Annotated in this window: 12 protein-coding genes; 4 read left to right on the forward strand and 8 right to left on the reverse strand. The window is 68.9% G+C overall.

The window, feature by feature from the left end; genetic code table 11:
• Window positions 1–170 precede the first annotated feature (170 nt).
• Window positions 171–1,244 (forward strand): LacI family DNA-binding transcriptional regulator, encoded by a 1,074-nt coding sequence (locus tag P0M04_RS29785; RefSeq protein WP_259450161.1) that lies wholly within the window; start codon window positions 171–173, stop codon window positions 1,242–1,244.
• Here the strand turns inward: P0M04_RS29785 and P0M04_RS29790 are convergent.
• From P0M04_RS29790 to P0M04_RS29810, 5 genes are all read right to left on the reverse strand, one after another.
• On the reverse strand, window positions 1,189–2,529 hold the full coding sequence (locus tag P0M04_RS29790; protein WP_259450162.1) for an MFS transporter: 1,341 nt from the start codon (window positions 2,527–2,529) through the stop codon (window positions 1,189–1,191). The two genes, P0M04_RS29785 and P0M04_RS29790, sit on opposite strands and share 56 nt — an antisense overlap.
• Before the next feature lie 130 nt (window positions 2,530–2,659).
• Window positions 2,660–3,829 (reverse strand): glycoside hydrolase family 88/105 protein, encoded by a 1,170-nt coding sequence (locus P0M04_RS29795; RefSeq protein ID WP_259450163.1) that lies wholly within the window; start codon window positions 3,827–3,829, stop codon window positions 2,660–2,662.
• A 16-nt stretch (window positions 3,830–3,845) separates the two neighbouring features.
• On the reverse strand, window positions 3,846–5,831 hold the full coding sequence (locus P0M04_RS29800) for a heparinase II/III domain-containing protein (RefSeq protein ID WP_259450164.1): 1,986 nt from the start codon (window positions 5,829–5,831) through the stop codon (window positions 3,846–3,848).
• A gap of 122 nt (window positions 5,832–5,953) precedes the next feature.
• Complete coding sequence (locus P0M04_RS29805) at window positions 5,954–6,970, reverse strand: LacI family DNA-binding transcriptional regulator (protein ID WP_259450165.1); 1,017 nt, start codon at window positions 6,968–6,970, stop codon at window positions 5,954–5,956.
• Between the two features lie 55 nt (window positions 6,971–7,025).
• Window positions 7,026–8,384, reverse strand: coding sequence for an MFS transporter (locus P0M04_RS29810; RefSeq protein ID WP_259450166.1), 1,359 nt, complete (start codon window positions 8,382–8,384; stop codon window positions 7,026–7,028).
• 192 nt (window positions 8,385–8,576) lie between these two features.
• Between P0M04_RS29810 and P0M04_RS29815 the strand changes: the two genes are divergently transcribed.
• The 3 genes from P0M04_RS29815 (at window position 8,577) to P0M04_RS29825 (ending at window position 12,128) form a co-directional block, all read left to right on the forward strand.
• Window positions 8,577–9,674: an alkene reductase gene (locus P0M04_RS29815; RefSeq protein ID WP_259450167.1), complete on the forward strand. Its 1,098-nt coding sequence runs from the start codon at window positions 8,577–8,579 to the stop codon at window positions 9,672–9,674.
• A 64-nt stretch (window positions 9,675–9,738) separates the two neighbouring features.
• The gene (locus P0M04_RS29820; RefSeq protein WP_259450168.1) at window positions 9,739–10,959 is read left to right on the forward strand and encodes an MFS transporter; all 1,221 of its coding nucleotides are present in this window, start codon (window positions 9,739–9,741) and stop codon (window positions 10,957–10,959) included.
• Window positions 10,956–12,128: an FAD binding domain-containing protein gene (locus P0M04_RS29825; protein WP_259450169.1), complete on the forward strand. Its 1,173-nt coding sequence runs from the start codon at window positions 10,956–10,958 to the stop codon at window positions 12,126–12,128. The genes P0M04_RS29820 and P0M04_RS29825 overlap by 4 nt, the downstream gene beginning before the upstream one ends.
• Here P0M04_RS29825 and P0M04_RS29830 read toward each other — a convergent pair.
• Genes P0M04_RS29830 through P0M04_RS29840 form a run of 3 tightly spaced genes read right to left on the reverse strand, consistent with a single transcriptional unit; the run spans window position 12,067 to window position 13,542 of the window.
• Complete coding sequence (locus tag P0M04_RS29830; RefSeq protein WP_259450170.1) at window positions 12,067–12,684, reverse strand: HD domain-containing protein; 618 nt, start codon at window positions 12,682–12,684, stop codon at window positions 12,067–12,069. The genes P0M04_RS29825 and P0M04_RS29830 overlap by 62 nt on opposite strands.
• The gene (locus P0M04_RS29835) at window positions 12,681–13,073 is read right to left on the reverse strand and encodes a cupin domain-containing protein (protein WP_259450171.1); all 393 of its coding nucleotides are present in this window, start codon (window positions 13,071–13,073) and stop codon (window positions 12,681–12,683) included. Before P0M04_RS29835 ends, P0M04_RS29830 begins: the two co-directional genes overlap by 4 nt.
• A 10-nt stretch (window positions 13,074–13,083) precedes the next feature.
• A complete protein-coding gene (locus tag P0M04_RS29840) occupies window positions 13,084–13,542 on the reverse strand; it encodes a carboxymuconolactone decarboxylase family protein (protein WP_259450172.1) in 459 nt (152 codons plus the stop codon).
• Between the last annotated feature and the right edge of the window lie 25 nt (window positions 13,543–13,567).

Raw genomic sequence — 13,567 nt, forward strand, 5'->3', positions numbered from 1 at the left:
AATAGTGCGCACACGAATCAAATCGGCACGCAAGTCCTTGTTTTTGCTGAACATAGCAAGTCATTTTGACAAATTTCGTGTCGCGCAACAACGACAGCCATGTCAAACGGTCATACCTTTGACGAATTTTGTGATGTACGTTGTCTCATTTTTCCGTCAGACTTCCCTCCATGCGTAAAGTCAGCAAACTCAGTGAAGTCGCCCGGCTCGCGGGCGTGGCCCCGATCACGGCATCGCGCGCCATCCGCGGCGCAGGTTATGTGTCGGCCGAGACGCGCGAGCGCATCATGGCCGCCGCCGCGCAATTGAATTACACGCCCGATCCGCTGGCGCGGCGTATGCGCGGGGACCGCAGCCGGCTGCTGGGCGTATTCGTCAACAATTACGGCCCGGTGGTGCTGCACGAGATCATCCGCGCCCTCTCCACGCATGCGCGTGCCCAGGGCTACGATCTGCTGCTGTTCAACGCGGAACGCTTCGACAGCCCGGACCGCATGGCGACGTGCGACCTGCTGGGCAAGCTGTGCGACGGCTTGATGGTCGTGATGCCGGGCGCGGACGACCGCTTCCTGGACGCCATCGAACGCCAGCAGGTGGCCAGCGTCGTGATCTGCTTCGACGCGCGCCCCCTCGCGGTACCCGTCGTGGCGGCGGAAAACCGCCTCGGCGCGCGCGTGGCCGTGACTCACCTGCTGGAGCTGGGCCACCGCCGCATCGCCTACATCGCCGGCAATCCGGGCACGGGCCAGAGCGCGGAACGCGAACGTGGCTACGTGGATGCGCTGCAGGCGGCCGGCATTACGCCCGACCCGGCGCTCGTCGTCAACGGCGCGTTCGTGCAGCCGGGCGGCTATGCGGCGACGGAGCAGCTGCTCGCCCTCCCCGTCCCGCCGACCGCCATCTTCGCCGCGAACGACGAGATGGCGTTCGGCGCCATCGATGCCATCAACAGCCGCGGTTTGAAGGTCCCTCACGACATTTCCGTGATCGGCTTCGACGACATCCCGACCGCCAGCTGCGTCTTCCCGAAACTGACGACGATGCACCAGCCGTTCGATGCCATCGCCGCCTATGCCGTGCGCGAAGTGGTGGGCATGATCGCGGGCCAGACGACGGGACCGGCGCGCATCGCGTTTCCCGCGAAGCTCACCGTACGCGATTCGACGGGACCCGCGCCGCAGGCCGAGGCTACGCCGACGACGCCGCGCCGACCCGCCCGCGCGCGGCGCGTGCCAGTGTCCTGAACATGATCAGGCTGGTCCCCGCGAGCAGGCCGCCCACGAGCAGCGTCAGGCCGTAGAAGTGGCCGGTCGCGTCCAGCAGGGGGCCGAGCAGGAAGCTCAGCACGATGTTGGACGTGGAGAACAGGAAGCGCTTGGCGCCGTCGAACTGCAGGAAGCGGGCGCGCGGGAACAGCACCATCGGCAGCGACGCGGACGCCGTGTAATACGTGCCCGCCACGACGGCGTGCAGCACGTAGACGATGGAAAAACTCTGCAGATCGTGCACGGCGAGGAAGCCGCCGGCCCCCACGCACAGGTACAGGCCCATCGACCATACGGTGACGATGGCGGCGCTGTAGCGGTCGACGAGCCAGCCGATCACGGACGACAGCCCGATCGACAAGGTGTACGACAGGGCCAGCAGCCGGCCCAGCGTGGCCTTGTCCATCCCGATCGATTCCGCGTACAGCTGCGAGAACGTATTGAACGGCATGAAGGTCAGCTCGGACGCGGTCAGGGCGAAAAACACGAGCAGGAAGTAACGGTCCGACAGGCATTCGCGCCAGTACGCCCGGCCCATTGCGCGCCACGTCACGGCGTCCTGGCCGTCCACCGACGGCGGGCCGTATTCCCCCTCCTTCAGGCGCAGGCACATGAGCATGACGGCGACGCCGAAGAACAGGCCGATGCCGAGGAAGACTTCGCGCAGATGGTGTTCCGTCAGGCGGAAGACCCACAGGTTGAACAGGATGCCGGCGACGAGGCTGACGATGCGGAACCCCGCGTAGAAGCGCCCCAGCACGGGGCGCGGGACGATGTCGTTCACGAGCCCCGCGTACAGCGCGAGCGTGACGAGCGCGACGCCTTCGAACACGGTCCAGAACAGGCAGAACCACGCGAGCACGCACGTGTCCACGCCGGGCGACAGTGTTCCGAGCAGCTGGTCGGTGACGCGGCCGAACGTGGCGCAGTTGCCCAGGGCGATGAGGACGAGCGCGGCGACGGGGGTGATCCCCATCAGGAACGGCAGGCGCCGGCCCCAGCGGCTGCGGAAACGGTCGGAGCGGAAGCCGATGATGGGCACGAGGACGGCGCCCAGCAGCGCCGGCAGCGCGGACACGAGCACGGCGATCATCGTATCGCTGGCGTGGTGCTGCCGCAGCAGTTCCATGACGCCCGGGATGGCCGAGCGGTCGCGGAAGGCGATGGCGAACTCGCCGAACAGCAGCCAGAACAGGACGATGGCGAGGCCCGCCGTCGTGTAGCGCAACGTACCGACGGCGTGGGCGCTTTTGTCTTCCAACATGGACGCGTTTCCCACTAACAAGAGCTAAAGCATCGCCGCAGCTTAAAAAAAGCGCAAGCTTTTTCAAAAAAAAAGACCTGCCATCCCTGGGCAGGTCGAACACGAACGCGGAGGTTCGCGAAGGAGAGAATCAGTGGGCCAGTTTCGCCATTTCGGATGCGGCCAGCAGCACCGCGCCCACGCCGAAATGCGCCGTCGAATCGCGATTCACCACCTGGCCGGGGATCGCGCGGTCGCCGATGGGCTGCACGTAGCCGACCTTGCCGTCCGGCTGGATGGCCGTACGGGTCAGGTAATCCCAGCCTTTCGCCGCCACCGGCAGGTACGTGCCGCGGTCCAGCAGACCGTTGTTGATACCCCACAGCATGCCGTAAGTGAAGAACGCGGTGCCGCTCGTTTCCGGGCCCGGCGCGTGGGCCGGGTCGAGCAGGCTGCGCGTCCAGTAACCCTCCGGCGCCTGGATGCCTTGCAGCGTCTGCGCCATCGCGCGGAAGCGCTCCTCGAACATCGGCCGGTACGGATCGTCGCGCGGCAGGTCCGCCAGCACCTTGGCCAGCGCGGCGAACACCCAGCCGTCGCCGCGCGCCCAGAAGTCCTTCTTGCCGTTCACGCTCCGGTGCTTCGGATAGACGTAGCGCGCGTCGCGGTAGTACAGGTGCGTTTCACTGTCGTACATCAGACCGTTCGCGTACTCGAAATACGCGACCATCCTGTCGAGGTAGCGGCGGTCGCCCGTCAGGTGGTACATCTTCGTCATCACGGGCATGACCATGTACAGGCCGTCCGCCCACCACCAGTAATCGACGCGGTCCGTGCCGATCTCGTGGCCCATCACCTCGCGCGCACGGGCGACGCGGCGCGGATCCTGCGGGCCGAGGCGATACAGGTCGAGATACGCCTGGAAGCAGACCTGCCAGTCGCCGAACAGCACGTGGTCGTCCGTTTCGCCGTACGTGAGCTTCCACTCGGCCTTGTTGTCGGACTTCGCGCCCTTCCAGCCGTTGTACTCGGCCCACCGTTCCGAATACTGGCGATACGCCTCGTTGCGCGTGACCTCGTAGGCGGCGAGATTCCCCGTGTGGTAGACGGCCACGTTCCAGAACGACCATTCCGTCGCTGGCGTCGTGCGCTGCCAGTAGCCGTTCACCTTGTCGATGACGGCGAGCGCTTCGGCCCGCGTCGGGATCGTCGTGCGCGCTTCCTGCGCCGGGACGGCCGCGCGATGTCCCGCCATGTCCGCGCAGCCGGCCAGCAGCAGCATGCCGCCCGCCAGGATGGCCGCCATCGTTCGCTTCTTCATGTGACTCCTTCTGATGTCATGTCGCTATCGAGATGGCGAGATCGCCGGTACCGAGCGGCTGCGCGGACGCCAGCCGGATGCGGTACAGCACGTCGCCCCATTCATGTTTCAGGCCCGCGTCTTCCAGCGGCAGCCGTTCGACGTCGGCACGCAGCGCGCGGGGATCAAACCTCAGGTGCACGGCACGACCGCCGGCCACCGGAAGGGAAACGACGCCCGCCTGCGCCGCATCGGGCTTGCGCGGCGTGACGAAGACGAGGGCCACCGGCGCGGGACGGGCCAGCGCGAACGTCTCGCGCAGGTTCACCTTGCCGGCAGCGCGGTCCAGGGCGATGCGCCGCTCCCACGTCCTGATGCCCGCCTCCGGACCGTACGCGGTGGAGAGGTCCATCGTCATCCCCATATCGTCGACCCGTACCCTGCTCGCCCGGTCGCGTGCATCACGACCAACCTGCATCCGGCCGTCCACGAGCGGCAGGTTGTGCCAGCCCGACTGCATGGTCCAGATGGTGTACCGGTCCTTGCTGAACGTCTTCGCCGTATAGGCTTCGACGCCGGGATCCACGAACACCGGCTGGCCGTCGTGGAACACGATGAAGCTGCCGGAATCGTGGTGGCCGTGGCTGCGCGCGTTCGACGCCGCCTGCACGGCGAGGAAGAATCCCCGGTCCGATCCGCCCTGGGCCCGCGCCGTCATCAGGCCGAGAGCGGGATACCAGGACGCGCGCTGCAATGCGTCGCGCCCTGGTGTCGCCCGCATCCGCGCGACCTCCAGCACGTCGGCCACGTCGCGCGCGAGCCGTCCCTGGTCGGACAGGTTGACGCCGCGCGCGGAGGCACGGAATGCGCCGAACGCAGCCAGGTCGGCGTCGCCGGTGGCGCGGCCGAAACGGTGCAGCAGCGGCGGCGAATGGTGCACCTTCGCGTGTGCGTCGCCATAGTTCACGTACCAGTCGCCGGCCACGTGCACGTCCAGCACGTAATGGCCCATGCGGCGCACGAACGGATCGGTCGCCAGATTAAGCGCGCCACCGGTCGCCGAGTCCAGCGCCATCAGGCTGTCCAGATAAGGACCGGCGGACAGCGTCCAGTAGCCCGGTCCTTCCTCGCACGCGCCGTCGTCCGAATAATCGGCCAGGAAGCCGTCCAGGCAGCCGCAGATCTTCAAGGTGGACGCGATGCGGCGCGCCGGATCCGTCTCCAGCAGCAGGTTCGCCTCCAGCCAGCTCGACGCGATCCACGACGTCCAGTTGTTCAGCGGTTCCTTCTTGTCCTTCAGGCCCATCCACTTGAAATCGTCGCGCGCCAGGCCGGGATCGAGGATGCGCCGCTTCACCTCGGCCGCGATGCGCACGGGGAGCAGCGGCGACACAGCGCGCAGCTGGTCGCCCACGAGTTCGTGCACGTACGCGAGCGTGACGCCCGTCTCCGCTGCGAACAGGTCGATCACGGGTTCGCCCGCATCGGGCAGGCCGACGCCGCGCTTCTGCATGCCGCTGTGGGCCGGCAGGCCCCAGAACGTTTCCTCGCACACGAGCCAGACGCCGTCCGCGATCGCGTGCACGTAACGGCCCTGCCCCTGCACGCATTCGGCCAGCACGAGGCCCGCGAGCCGGCTGCGGCGCTCGAAATAGCGTTGTTCGTAATGCGTGCGGTTGCCGTTTTCCGCAAACTCCAGGAACAGGCTGGCCGGCAGCTGCGGCCACTCGGTGCCCAGCCAGGCGTCGGCCCGTGCGATCAACGCCGCGGCCACGTCGGCCGGCACCTGCGCCCAGGCAGTACGGTCGCCCGCCCGCGGATAGGGATGCCAGGCGCCGGGCGGCAGCAGACGGCGGCGCAGCAGGGCCTCGTCGACGACGGACCGCAGGTAGCGCTTCGGCACGCGCGGCGCCGGGGCCGCACTGCCCTGCTCCCCCGCCGGCCCGGCCGCCGCGCGCAGGCCGGGCGTGCCCAGCAGCGCCAGCGCACCCAGCCCGCGGGTCAGCGCATTCCGTCGATTCATGTCGTCTCCCTGATGAGTGTGACAACGTTACCACTCACGTTCGCAAAAGACAATAGGGTTTCGCTCAACCCGATGGTCGATTCAGAGCGGAGAACTTCGTGGTAACGATGCCATCAGGGCCGTCAGCCCTTCGGTGCAGGCCCGGTGGAATCGCGGATGACGAGGCGGGCCGGCAGCTCGATGCGGAAGCCCTCGGCCCGGCCGTTGCGCATGGCGCCGACCAGTTCCGCCACGGCGCGCACGGCGATCTCGTTCAGCGGCTGGCGCACGGTCGTCAGTTTGGGGAAGACGACGGCCGCGCGGATCACGTCGTCGAAGCCGACGACGGAAACATCGTCCGGGACCTTCAGCCCGGCGTCCGAGATCGCATCCATGGCGCCGAACGCCATCGCGTCGTTGGCGGCGAAGATCGCGGTGGGCGGTGTCGGCAGTTTGAGAAGCGCCTGCGTCTCCGTGAAGCCGCTGGCATCGTTGAAATCGCCCTGGCGCAAATAGGCCGGCTCGATCGCGATGCCGGCCGCGCGCAGCGCATCCTCGTAGCCCCGCTGGCGTTCCTCGCTCTGGCCCGTGAACGACGTGCCCGCGATGAACGCGATGCGGCGGTGGCCCAGCCCGAGCAGGTGCTCGACGGCGCCTTTCGCCGCCATGCGGTTGGAGCCGAGGACGACGGGCAGGTCGATCGGGCGCGCGGCGAAGCTCACCAGCACGCACGGGGCGTGCGCGCGTTCCAGCTTGACCAGCAGGCCGTCGTTCGCATCCGGCAACAGGAGCAGCAGGCCGTCGCACAGCTTGCGCAGCATCTCGGCCGTGCCGGCGCGGCGCGAATCGTCGAAGTGGTCGGCGTTGAAGACGATGAGGTCGAAGCCGAGCCGGCGCGCCTCGTCGTTGAGGGCGCTGAGCAGCTCGTGCATCACGAGCGAGCGGAAGCCGTTGACGAAGACGCCGATCAGGCCGGAATTCCCGCCCCGCATCTTCTGCGCGATCATGTCCGGCGTATAGTCCAGCTTCGCGGCCGCCGCGAGCACGCGTTCCCGCGTCTCCTTCGCCACGCGCCCCACGCCGCGCAGCGCGCGCGACGCCGTGATCAGCGATACGCCTGCCTCCTCGGCCACTTCCGTCAACGTACTTGTCTTCTGCATCCCCCAACGTTACCTGAATGGTAGCGAACAGGCAAGACCGGAGGTTGCAAGGAACTCAGTGCAGGTCCACCTGCGGGCGCAGCGCCGGCCCGCCGGCGGCAGGCCTGTTGCGGTCGGCCACCCGCTTCACGAGCAGCGCCGCCATCGACACGAGCGCCGCCGCGGCCACCACCATGAACACCTGGCCGAACGGCAGCTGGCGCCGCGCCAACTCCGCGACGAGGAACGAGCCGGCGATGCCGCCGAAGCGGCCGATCCCCAGCATCCACGCGACGCCGGTGGCGCGGCCCTGCGTCGGGTAGTACGCGGCCGCCAGCGCGGGCAGCGACGACTGCGCCGTGTTCATCAGCGCGCCCGCGCCGAACACGGTCACGGTCAACAGGCCCACGTTGCCCGCCACCTGGCCGATCAGGAAGACGGCCAGCGCCGTCAGCCCGAAGCCGATGGCGATGACGCGGTTGGCGTCGTAGCGGTCCATCAGCCAGCCGAACAGGATCGCGCCCACGCCGCCCAGCGGGAACAGCGCGGCGATCAGGGTCGCCGTCTGCGCGGGCAGGCCGGCCTCCTTGAACAGGATCGGCATCCAGTTGATCAGCGCATAGAAGATCACGAGGCCCATGAAATAGGCGAGCCACAGCATGAGGGTGCCGACGGCGTACGACCGCGAAAACAGCACGGCGAAGCCGCCGCCGGTCGGCGCGCCCTGCTCCGCCATCACGTAGCGCGTGGCGTCGGCCGCCGAGGCGTGGATCCGGCGCAGCACGGCGCGGATCCGTTCGGCCGGCGCGCCGCGCGCGACCATGTGGCGCACGGACTCCGGCAGGGTGAACGCCATCACGAGCAGCAGCGCGACCGGCGCGATGCCGCCCAGCGCCAGCACGCTGCGCCAGCCCCACTGCGGGATCATCCACGCGGCGAGAAAGCCGCCGCACGCCGCGCCCAGCGGGAAGCCGCAGAACATCGCGTTGGTGATGACGACGCGGCGCCCGTCCGGACAGAATTCGCTGATCAAGGTGACGGCATTGGGCATCGCCGCGCCCAGGCCGATGCCCGTGACGAAGCGCAGCACGGTGAGCCCTTCGAGGCCGGTGGCGAACGCCGATGCGCCGCAGGCCGCGCCGAACACGAGGACGGAGCCGAGCAGCACGATGCGGCGTCCGAGGCGGTCGGCGAGCGGGCCGGCGACGAGCGCTCCGGCCGCGAGGCCGAACAGCGCCGCCGACAGCACGGGCGCCAGCGCCGGCTTGCCGACTCCCCACTCCTTCAGCAGCGATGGCGCGATGAATCCGATGGCGGCCGTGTCGAACCCGTCCAGCAGGACGATGAAGAAGCACGTGGCGAACACGAGCCACTGGTAGGGCGAAAAGGGATGGCGGTTGATGAATGCCTGGACGTCGAGGTCCTGATGGGTCATGACGGTCTCCAAAAGTGCCGGCTGTTGGTCGCCGTTTCGATCCAGCTTAACAATGTGTCGTTCGATAGTCAACCACGTGTGCGATTACCGAACGACGTTGCGGTTTGCGCAAAGGTGTTGCCGGCTGCCGCCGGATTATCGCCGGCGGCCCGCGCCGCTACAGTGAGGCCATCTTTTCAACGGAGTCCTCACATGTCCTACCTTCTCGCTCCCGCCCGCCTCGGCGACCTGACGCTGCCGAACCGCATCGCGATGGCCCCCGTCACGCGCGCCCGCTCGGGCGCCGACGGCGTCCCGACCGCCGCCAACGCCGCCTATTATGCGCAGCGCGCATCGGCCGGCCTGATCGTCAGCGAAGCGACCAACGTGTCGCGCCACTCCGCCGCGTTCGAACTGGCGCCGGGTCTCCACGACGACGCCCAGGTGGCCGGCTGGCGCCGCGTGATGGACGCCGTGCACGCGGCCGGCGGCCGTTTGTTCGCGCAGCTGTGGCACAGCGGCCGGGTGAGTTCCTACGCGCTGCTGGACGGCCGCGCACCGCTGGCGCCGTCCGCCGTCAACGACGACCTGCACCTGCTGCAGCCGTATGCCGCACTGGAAAACGGCTTTTATACGCGCATCGCGGCGTCGCCGTCCCGCGCCATGACCGTGCAGGACATCCACGCGGCCGTCGAGGAATTCCGCAGCGCCGCCCGCAACGCGATGCGCGCCGGGATCGACGGCGTCGAACTGCACGCCGCCAACGGCTACCTGCCGCACCAGTTCCTGTCGCCGCACACGAACCGCCGCGACGATGCGTTCGGCGGCTCGCTCGCCAACCGCGCACGCTTCCTCGAACTGGTCCTGCGCGCCGTGCTGGACGAGGTGCCGGCGGACCGCATCGGCGTGCGCTTGTCGCCCTTCGCCGCCTACAACAACGCGACCGATCCGGCGACGGAAGAGACATACGCTTACGTCGCCCGGATGCTGGATGCCGCCGGCGTTGCCTACATTCACGCCGCCGATTCGAACGCGTGGGCCGGCGCGCCGGACATGGACCGCATCCTCGCCGTGCTGCGCCCGAACTTCGGCGGCGCCATCATCGCCAACGGCGGCCTCGATCCCGCCGCGGCCGACGCATTGATCACGTCAGGCATGGCCGACCTGGCCTCGTTCGGCCGCAGCTTCATCGCCAACCCCGACCTCGTCGACCGCATCCGCCGCGGCGGCCCGTACAACACGCCCGATCCGTTCACGTTCTACGGCGGCGGCGTCCATGGTTATCTCGACTACGAACCGCTGGCCGCCTGACCGAAAGGAAGTCGCGCCCGTTTCACGACGGGCGTAGATTCCGTCACCATCACAAGGAGTTTTCATGCACACCCCTGCCAAACACGCACCCGACATCGCGCCGGGCATGGTCCGGCTGCTGGCCACGTCCGCCGGCCTGATCGTCGCCAACCTCTATTACGCCCAGACGCTGGTCGGCCCGATCAGCGCCGCGACCGGCCTGTCGCCGGAAGCGGCCGGCCTGATCGTCACGCTGACGCAGGTTGGCTACGCCCTCGGCCTGCTGTTCATCGTGCCGCTGGGCGACCTGCTCGAGAACCGCAAGCTCGTATTCTCCGCCCTCCTCGCCACGGCCGCTGCGCTGGCCACCGCCGCGTTCAGCACCAACGCCTGGGTCTTCCTCGTCGCGTCGCTGGGCATCGGCCTCGGTTCCGTCGCGGCGCAGATCCTCGTCCCGTTCGCCGCGCATCTGTCGCACGAAGCGACGCGCGGCCAGGCCGTCGGCAAGGTCGTCAGCGGGCTGCTGCTGGGGATCATGCTGGCCCGCCCGGCCGCGAGCCTGATCGCGGACCACGGCAGCTGGCACGTCGTGTTCGGCGGCGCCGCCGTCGCGGTGTTCGTCCTCGCCTTCGTCCTGCGCGCCAGACTGCCGCAGCGCGTGCCCGTGCACAGCCTGTCGTACGGCCGCCTGATCGGATCGCTGTGGCACCTGCTCGCGACGACGCCCGTGCTGCGCCGCCGCGCCGCCTACCACGCGGGCCTGTTCGGATCGTTCAGCCTGTTCTGGACCGTCACGCCGCTGATGCTGGAAGGCCCGCAATTCCACCTGTCGCAAACCGGCATCGCGATCTTCGCCCTCGTCGGCATGGCGGGCGCCGTCGCGTCGCCGGTCGCGGGACGCCTCGCCGACGCCGGCCACACGCTGATGGCGACGGCCGCCGCGCTTGTCCTCGGCATCGTCGGCTTCGCGCTGCCGCTGTATCAACCGGACTCCCGCACGCTGGCGCTGGGCATCCTCGTCGTCGCCTCGATCGTGCTGGACATGGCCGTCGCCGCCAACCTCGTGCTGGGCCAGCGCGCCATCTTCGCCCTGGGCGCCGAAGTGCGCAGCCGTTTGAACGGCATTTATTTCGCGCTGTTCTTCGCGGGCGGCGCGCTCGGTTCCGCGGCCGGCGCCTGGGTCTATGCCCACCACGGCTGGCATGCCGCCCTGCTGACCGGCATGGCTTTCCCGGCCGCCGCGCTGCTCGTCTGGTTCGGCGAGCTGGCCGGCCGCCGCGCCACCACGGGCGCAGCCGCATCATGAGCCCGCGCGCCCTGATCATCGGCGGCTCGCTCGGCGGGCTGCTGGCCGCGAACACGTTGAAAACCATCGGCTGGAGAGTCGACGTGTTCGAGCGCTCGCCCCATGCGCTGGACAGCCGCGGCGGCGGCATCGTGCTGCAGCCGGACGTGCTGCACGCCTTCCACTTTGCGGGCATCCGGCCGGCCGGCGCGCTGGGCGTGGCGTCCGGCGACCGTATCTATCTCGACCGCAAAGGCGATGTCGTGCGGCGCGATCATCAACCGCAGACGCAGACGTCGTGGAACATGCTGCACGGGACCATGCGTCGCGCGCTGCCCGACGACTGCATCCATCCGGGCGAGACGCTCGAGCGCGTCGAGCAGGCCGGCGGCCAGGTGCGCGCGGTGTTCGCGAGCGGCCGCGTGGAGACGGGCGACCTGCTGATCGGTGCGGACGGCGCCCGCTCCACGGTTCGTTCGCTGATGCTGCCCGACGTGCGGCCGGATTACTCGGGGTATGTCGCGTGGCGCGGTCTCGTGCCGGAGCCCGATCTCGACGCGGACAGCCGCGCGGTGCTGGACGGCGTCTTCGCATTCCAGCACGACGACGGCGAACAGATGCTGCTCGAATATCTCGTCCCCGGCGAAGACGGTTCGACGGCACCGGGCCACAGGCGCTGGAACTGGGTGTGGTATCGCAAGGTCGGGCAGGACGACCTCCCGGCGTTGCTGACCGACCGTACCGGCCGCACGCACGCGTTCTCGCTGCCGCCGGGCGCGCTGCCCGATGCCCGGGCGGCCATGCTGCGCGCCGACGCCCGCGAGCTGCTCGCACCGCAGTTCAACGCGCTGGTTCAAACAACCAAGGAACCGTTCGTGCAGGCGATCCTGGACCTTGCCGTGCCGCGCATGGTATTCGGCCGCGTGCTGCTGCTGGGCGACGCCGCGTTCGTCCCGCGCCCGCACACGGCCGGCGGCGCGGCCAAGGCGGCGGCCAATGCGCTGGCGCTCGCGCATGCCCTGCAACGGACGGACCGGCCGATCGACGCGCGCCTGCGGGAATGGGAAGTCCTGCAGCTGCGCGCCGGACGCGACCTGGTCGACTGGGGCCGGCGCATGGGCGACGGCATCATGGGTGTGCCGCGAGCAGCAGGCTACACAAATTCCCGCGCTGGAATGCCGGGTCCCTGAACGCGAGGAAGTCGTCGTTGAAGGTGCCGAACGTCGTCTCGGGCCGGTGCTTCAGGCCTTCATAGAACGTGTCGATGACCTGGTGCGCGAAGTCGCGGCCGCGCGGGTGCGCCGCGAGCACCGCGTCGCGCGCCGCCGCCGGGATGGCGTCGATGCCCCGGCCCACCATGTCCATGCCGGCGCCCGCCTGCACGAGACGGACTTCCGGATACAGGTGCTCGGGGATGCCGGGCGTCGTGTGCAGCGCGATCGCCAGCCAGACTTTGTCGATGTCCTGCTCGCCGATCCCGTGGCCGCGCAGGAAATCGCGCGCCGCGTTCGCACCGTCGACCTCGAAGCGCTGCCGGCTGCCGTGGTAGTGCGGCGTAATGCCGATGTCGTGGAACATGGCGGCGGCGTACAGCAGCTCGGGATCGAACGCGAGACCGAGCTGCCTGCCCAGCAGCGCACCCCACCAGTACACGCGGGCGGAGTGGTGGAACAGCATGTCGCCGGCCGTGTCGCGCACGTACTCCGTGATCTCCCGGGCGATGCGGCTGTCGGGCAGCGCGTTCATTTCGCCGCCGGGAGCACGAGCTTCTGCTCCCCCTCGTCCAGCACGAACACGGCGAGCAGCGTGGCCGGCTTGTCCTTGCTGGCGTTGCGGGTCACCTGGTGGCGGGCCCCCGGGTCCTCGTACCAGGACTCGCCCGTGCGGTAGACCTTCGGCGGCGCATCGTCGACGGCGCTGACGATCTCGCCGGACAGGACATGCGCATAGATGAAGGACGATTTCGGATGCGTGTGCGGCGGCGACTCGGCACCGGGCGCGAACGACACCTCCACCGCCACCAGCGCCTTGCCGGGCACGTTCGGCAGCGCGCGGTGGAACAGGGGTTTCACCGTCTCGTGCGCACCGGCCGCGCCGGCCAGCAGCGCGAGACACAGAGCGATCGCGGATTTCATCGCCGTCTCCTCAGCGCGCCGCCGTCACGGCGGCCGGCTGGGCGCGGAAGCTGATCGCCATCCGGTTGTACGCGTTCATCAGGCCGATGGCGATGGTGAGATCGGCCAGCTGCTGCTGGCTGAACACGGCCGCGGCGGCGGCATATTCCGCATCCGGCACGCCCGTCTCGGCCACCTTCGTTACCGTCTCGGCCCACGCGAGTGCCGCGCGCTCGGTCGTGTCGAACAGGCTGCCCGCCTCGCGCCACGCCGGCACCAGCACGAGCTTCTCGACATTCACGCCTTCCTTCAACAGGTCGCGCGAATGCATGTCGATGCAGTAGGCGCAGCCGTTGATCTGCGAGACGCGCAGGTAGACGAGGTCGACGAGCACCTTGGTCAAACCGCTGTTCATGATGTGGCCGTACACGCCGCCGAGTGCCTTCATGCCGGCCGGGGTGGCCGCGTTGTAATCCATGCGCTGCGTCATTTTGCTTCTCCTGGTTGAACCGAAT

The sequence above is a fragment of the Telluria mixta genome (assembly GCF_029223865.1).
Lineage (GTDB): Bacteria > Pseudomonadota > Gammaproteobacteria > Burkholderiales > Burkholderiaceae_D > Telluria > Telluria mixta.

Bases quoted from the DNA above. Each gene is read 5' to 3' on its own strand.
- P0M04_RS29795 (WP_259450163.1), bottom strand. From the start codon at position 3,829: ATGAAGAAGCGAACGATGGCGGCCATCCTGGCGGGCGGCATGCTGCTG.
- P0M04_RS29820 (WP_259450168.1), top strand. From the start codon at position 9,739: ATGCACACCCCTGCCAAACACGCACCCGACATCGCGCCGGGCATGGTC.
- P0M04_RS29785 (WP_259450161.1), top strand. From the start codon at position 171: ATGCGTAAAGTCAGCAAACTCAGTGAAGTCGCCCGGCTCGCGGGCGTG.
- P0M04_RS29805 (WP_259450165.1), bottom strand. From the start codon at position 6,970: ATGCAGAAGACAAGTACGTTGACGGAAGTGGCCGAGGAGGCAGGCGTA.
- P0M04_RS29810 (WP_259450166.1), bottom strand. From the start codon at position 8,384: ATGACCCATCAGGACCTCGACGTCCAGGCATTCATCAACCGCCATCCC.
- P0M04_RS29815 (WP_259450167.1), top strand. From the start codon at position 8,577: ATGTCCTACCTTCTCGCTCCCGCCCGCCTCGGCGACCTGACGCTGCCG.
- P0M04_RS29840 (WP_259450172.1), bottom strand. From the start codon at position 13,542: ATGACGCAGCGCATGGATTACAACGCGGCCACCCCGGCCGGCATGAAG.
- P0M04_RS29830 (WP_259450170.1), bottom strand. From the start codon at position 12,684: ATGAACGCGCTGCCCGACAGCCGCATCGCCCGGGAGATCACGGAGTAC.
- P0M04_RS29800 (WP_259450164.1), bottom strand. From the start codon at position 5,831: ATGAATCGACGGAATGCGCTGACCCGCGGGCTGGGTGCGCTGGCGCTG.
- P0M04_RS29835 (WP_259450171.1), bottom strand. From the start codon at position 13,073: ATGAAATCCGCGATCGCTCTGTGTCTCGCGCTGCTGGCCGGCGCGGCC.
- P0M04_RS29790 (WP_259450162.1), bottom strand. From the start codon at position 2,529: ATGTTGGAAGACAAAAGCGCCCACGCCGTCGGTACGTTGCGCTACACG.
- P0M04_RS29825 (WP_259450169.1), top strand. From the start codon at position 10,956: ATGAGCCCGCGCGCCCTGATCATCGGCGGCTCGCTCGGCGGGCTGCTG.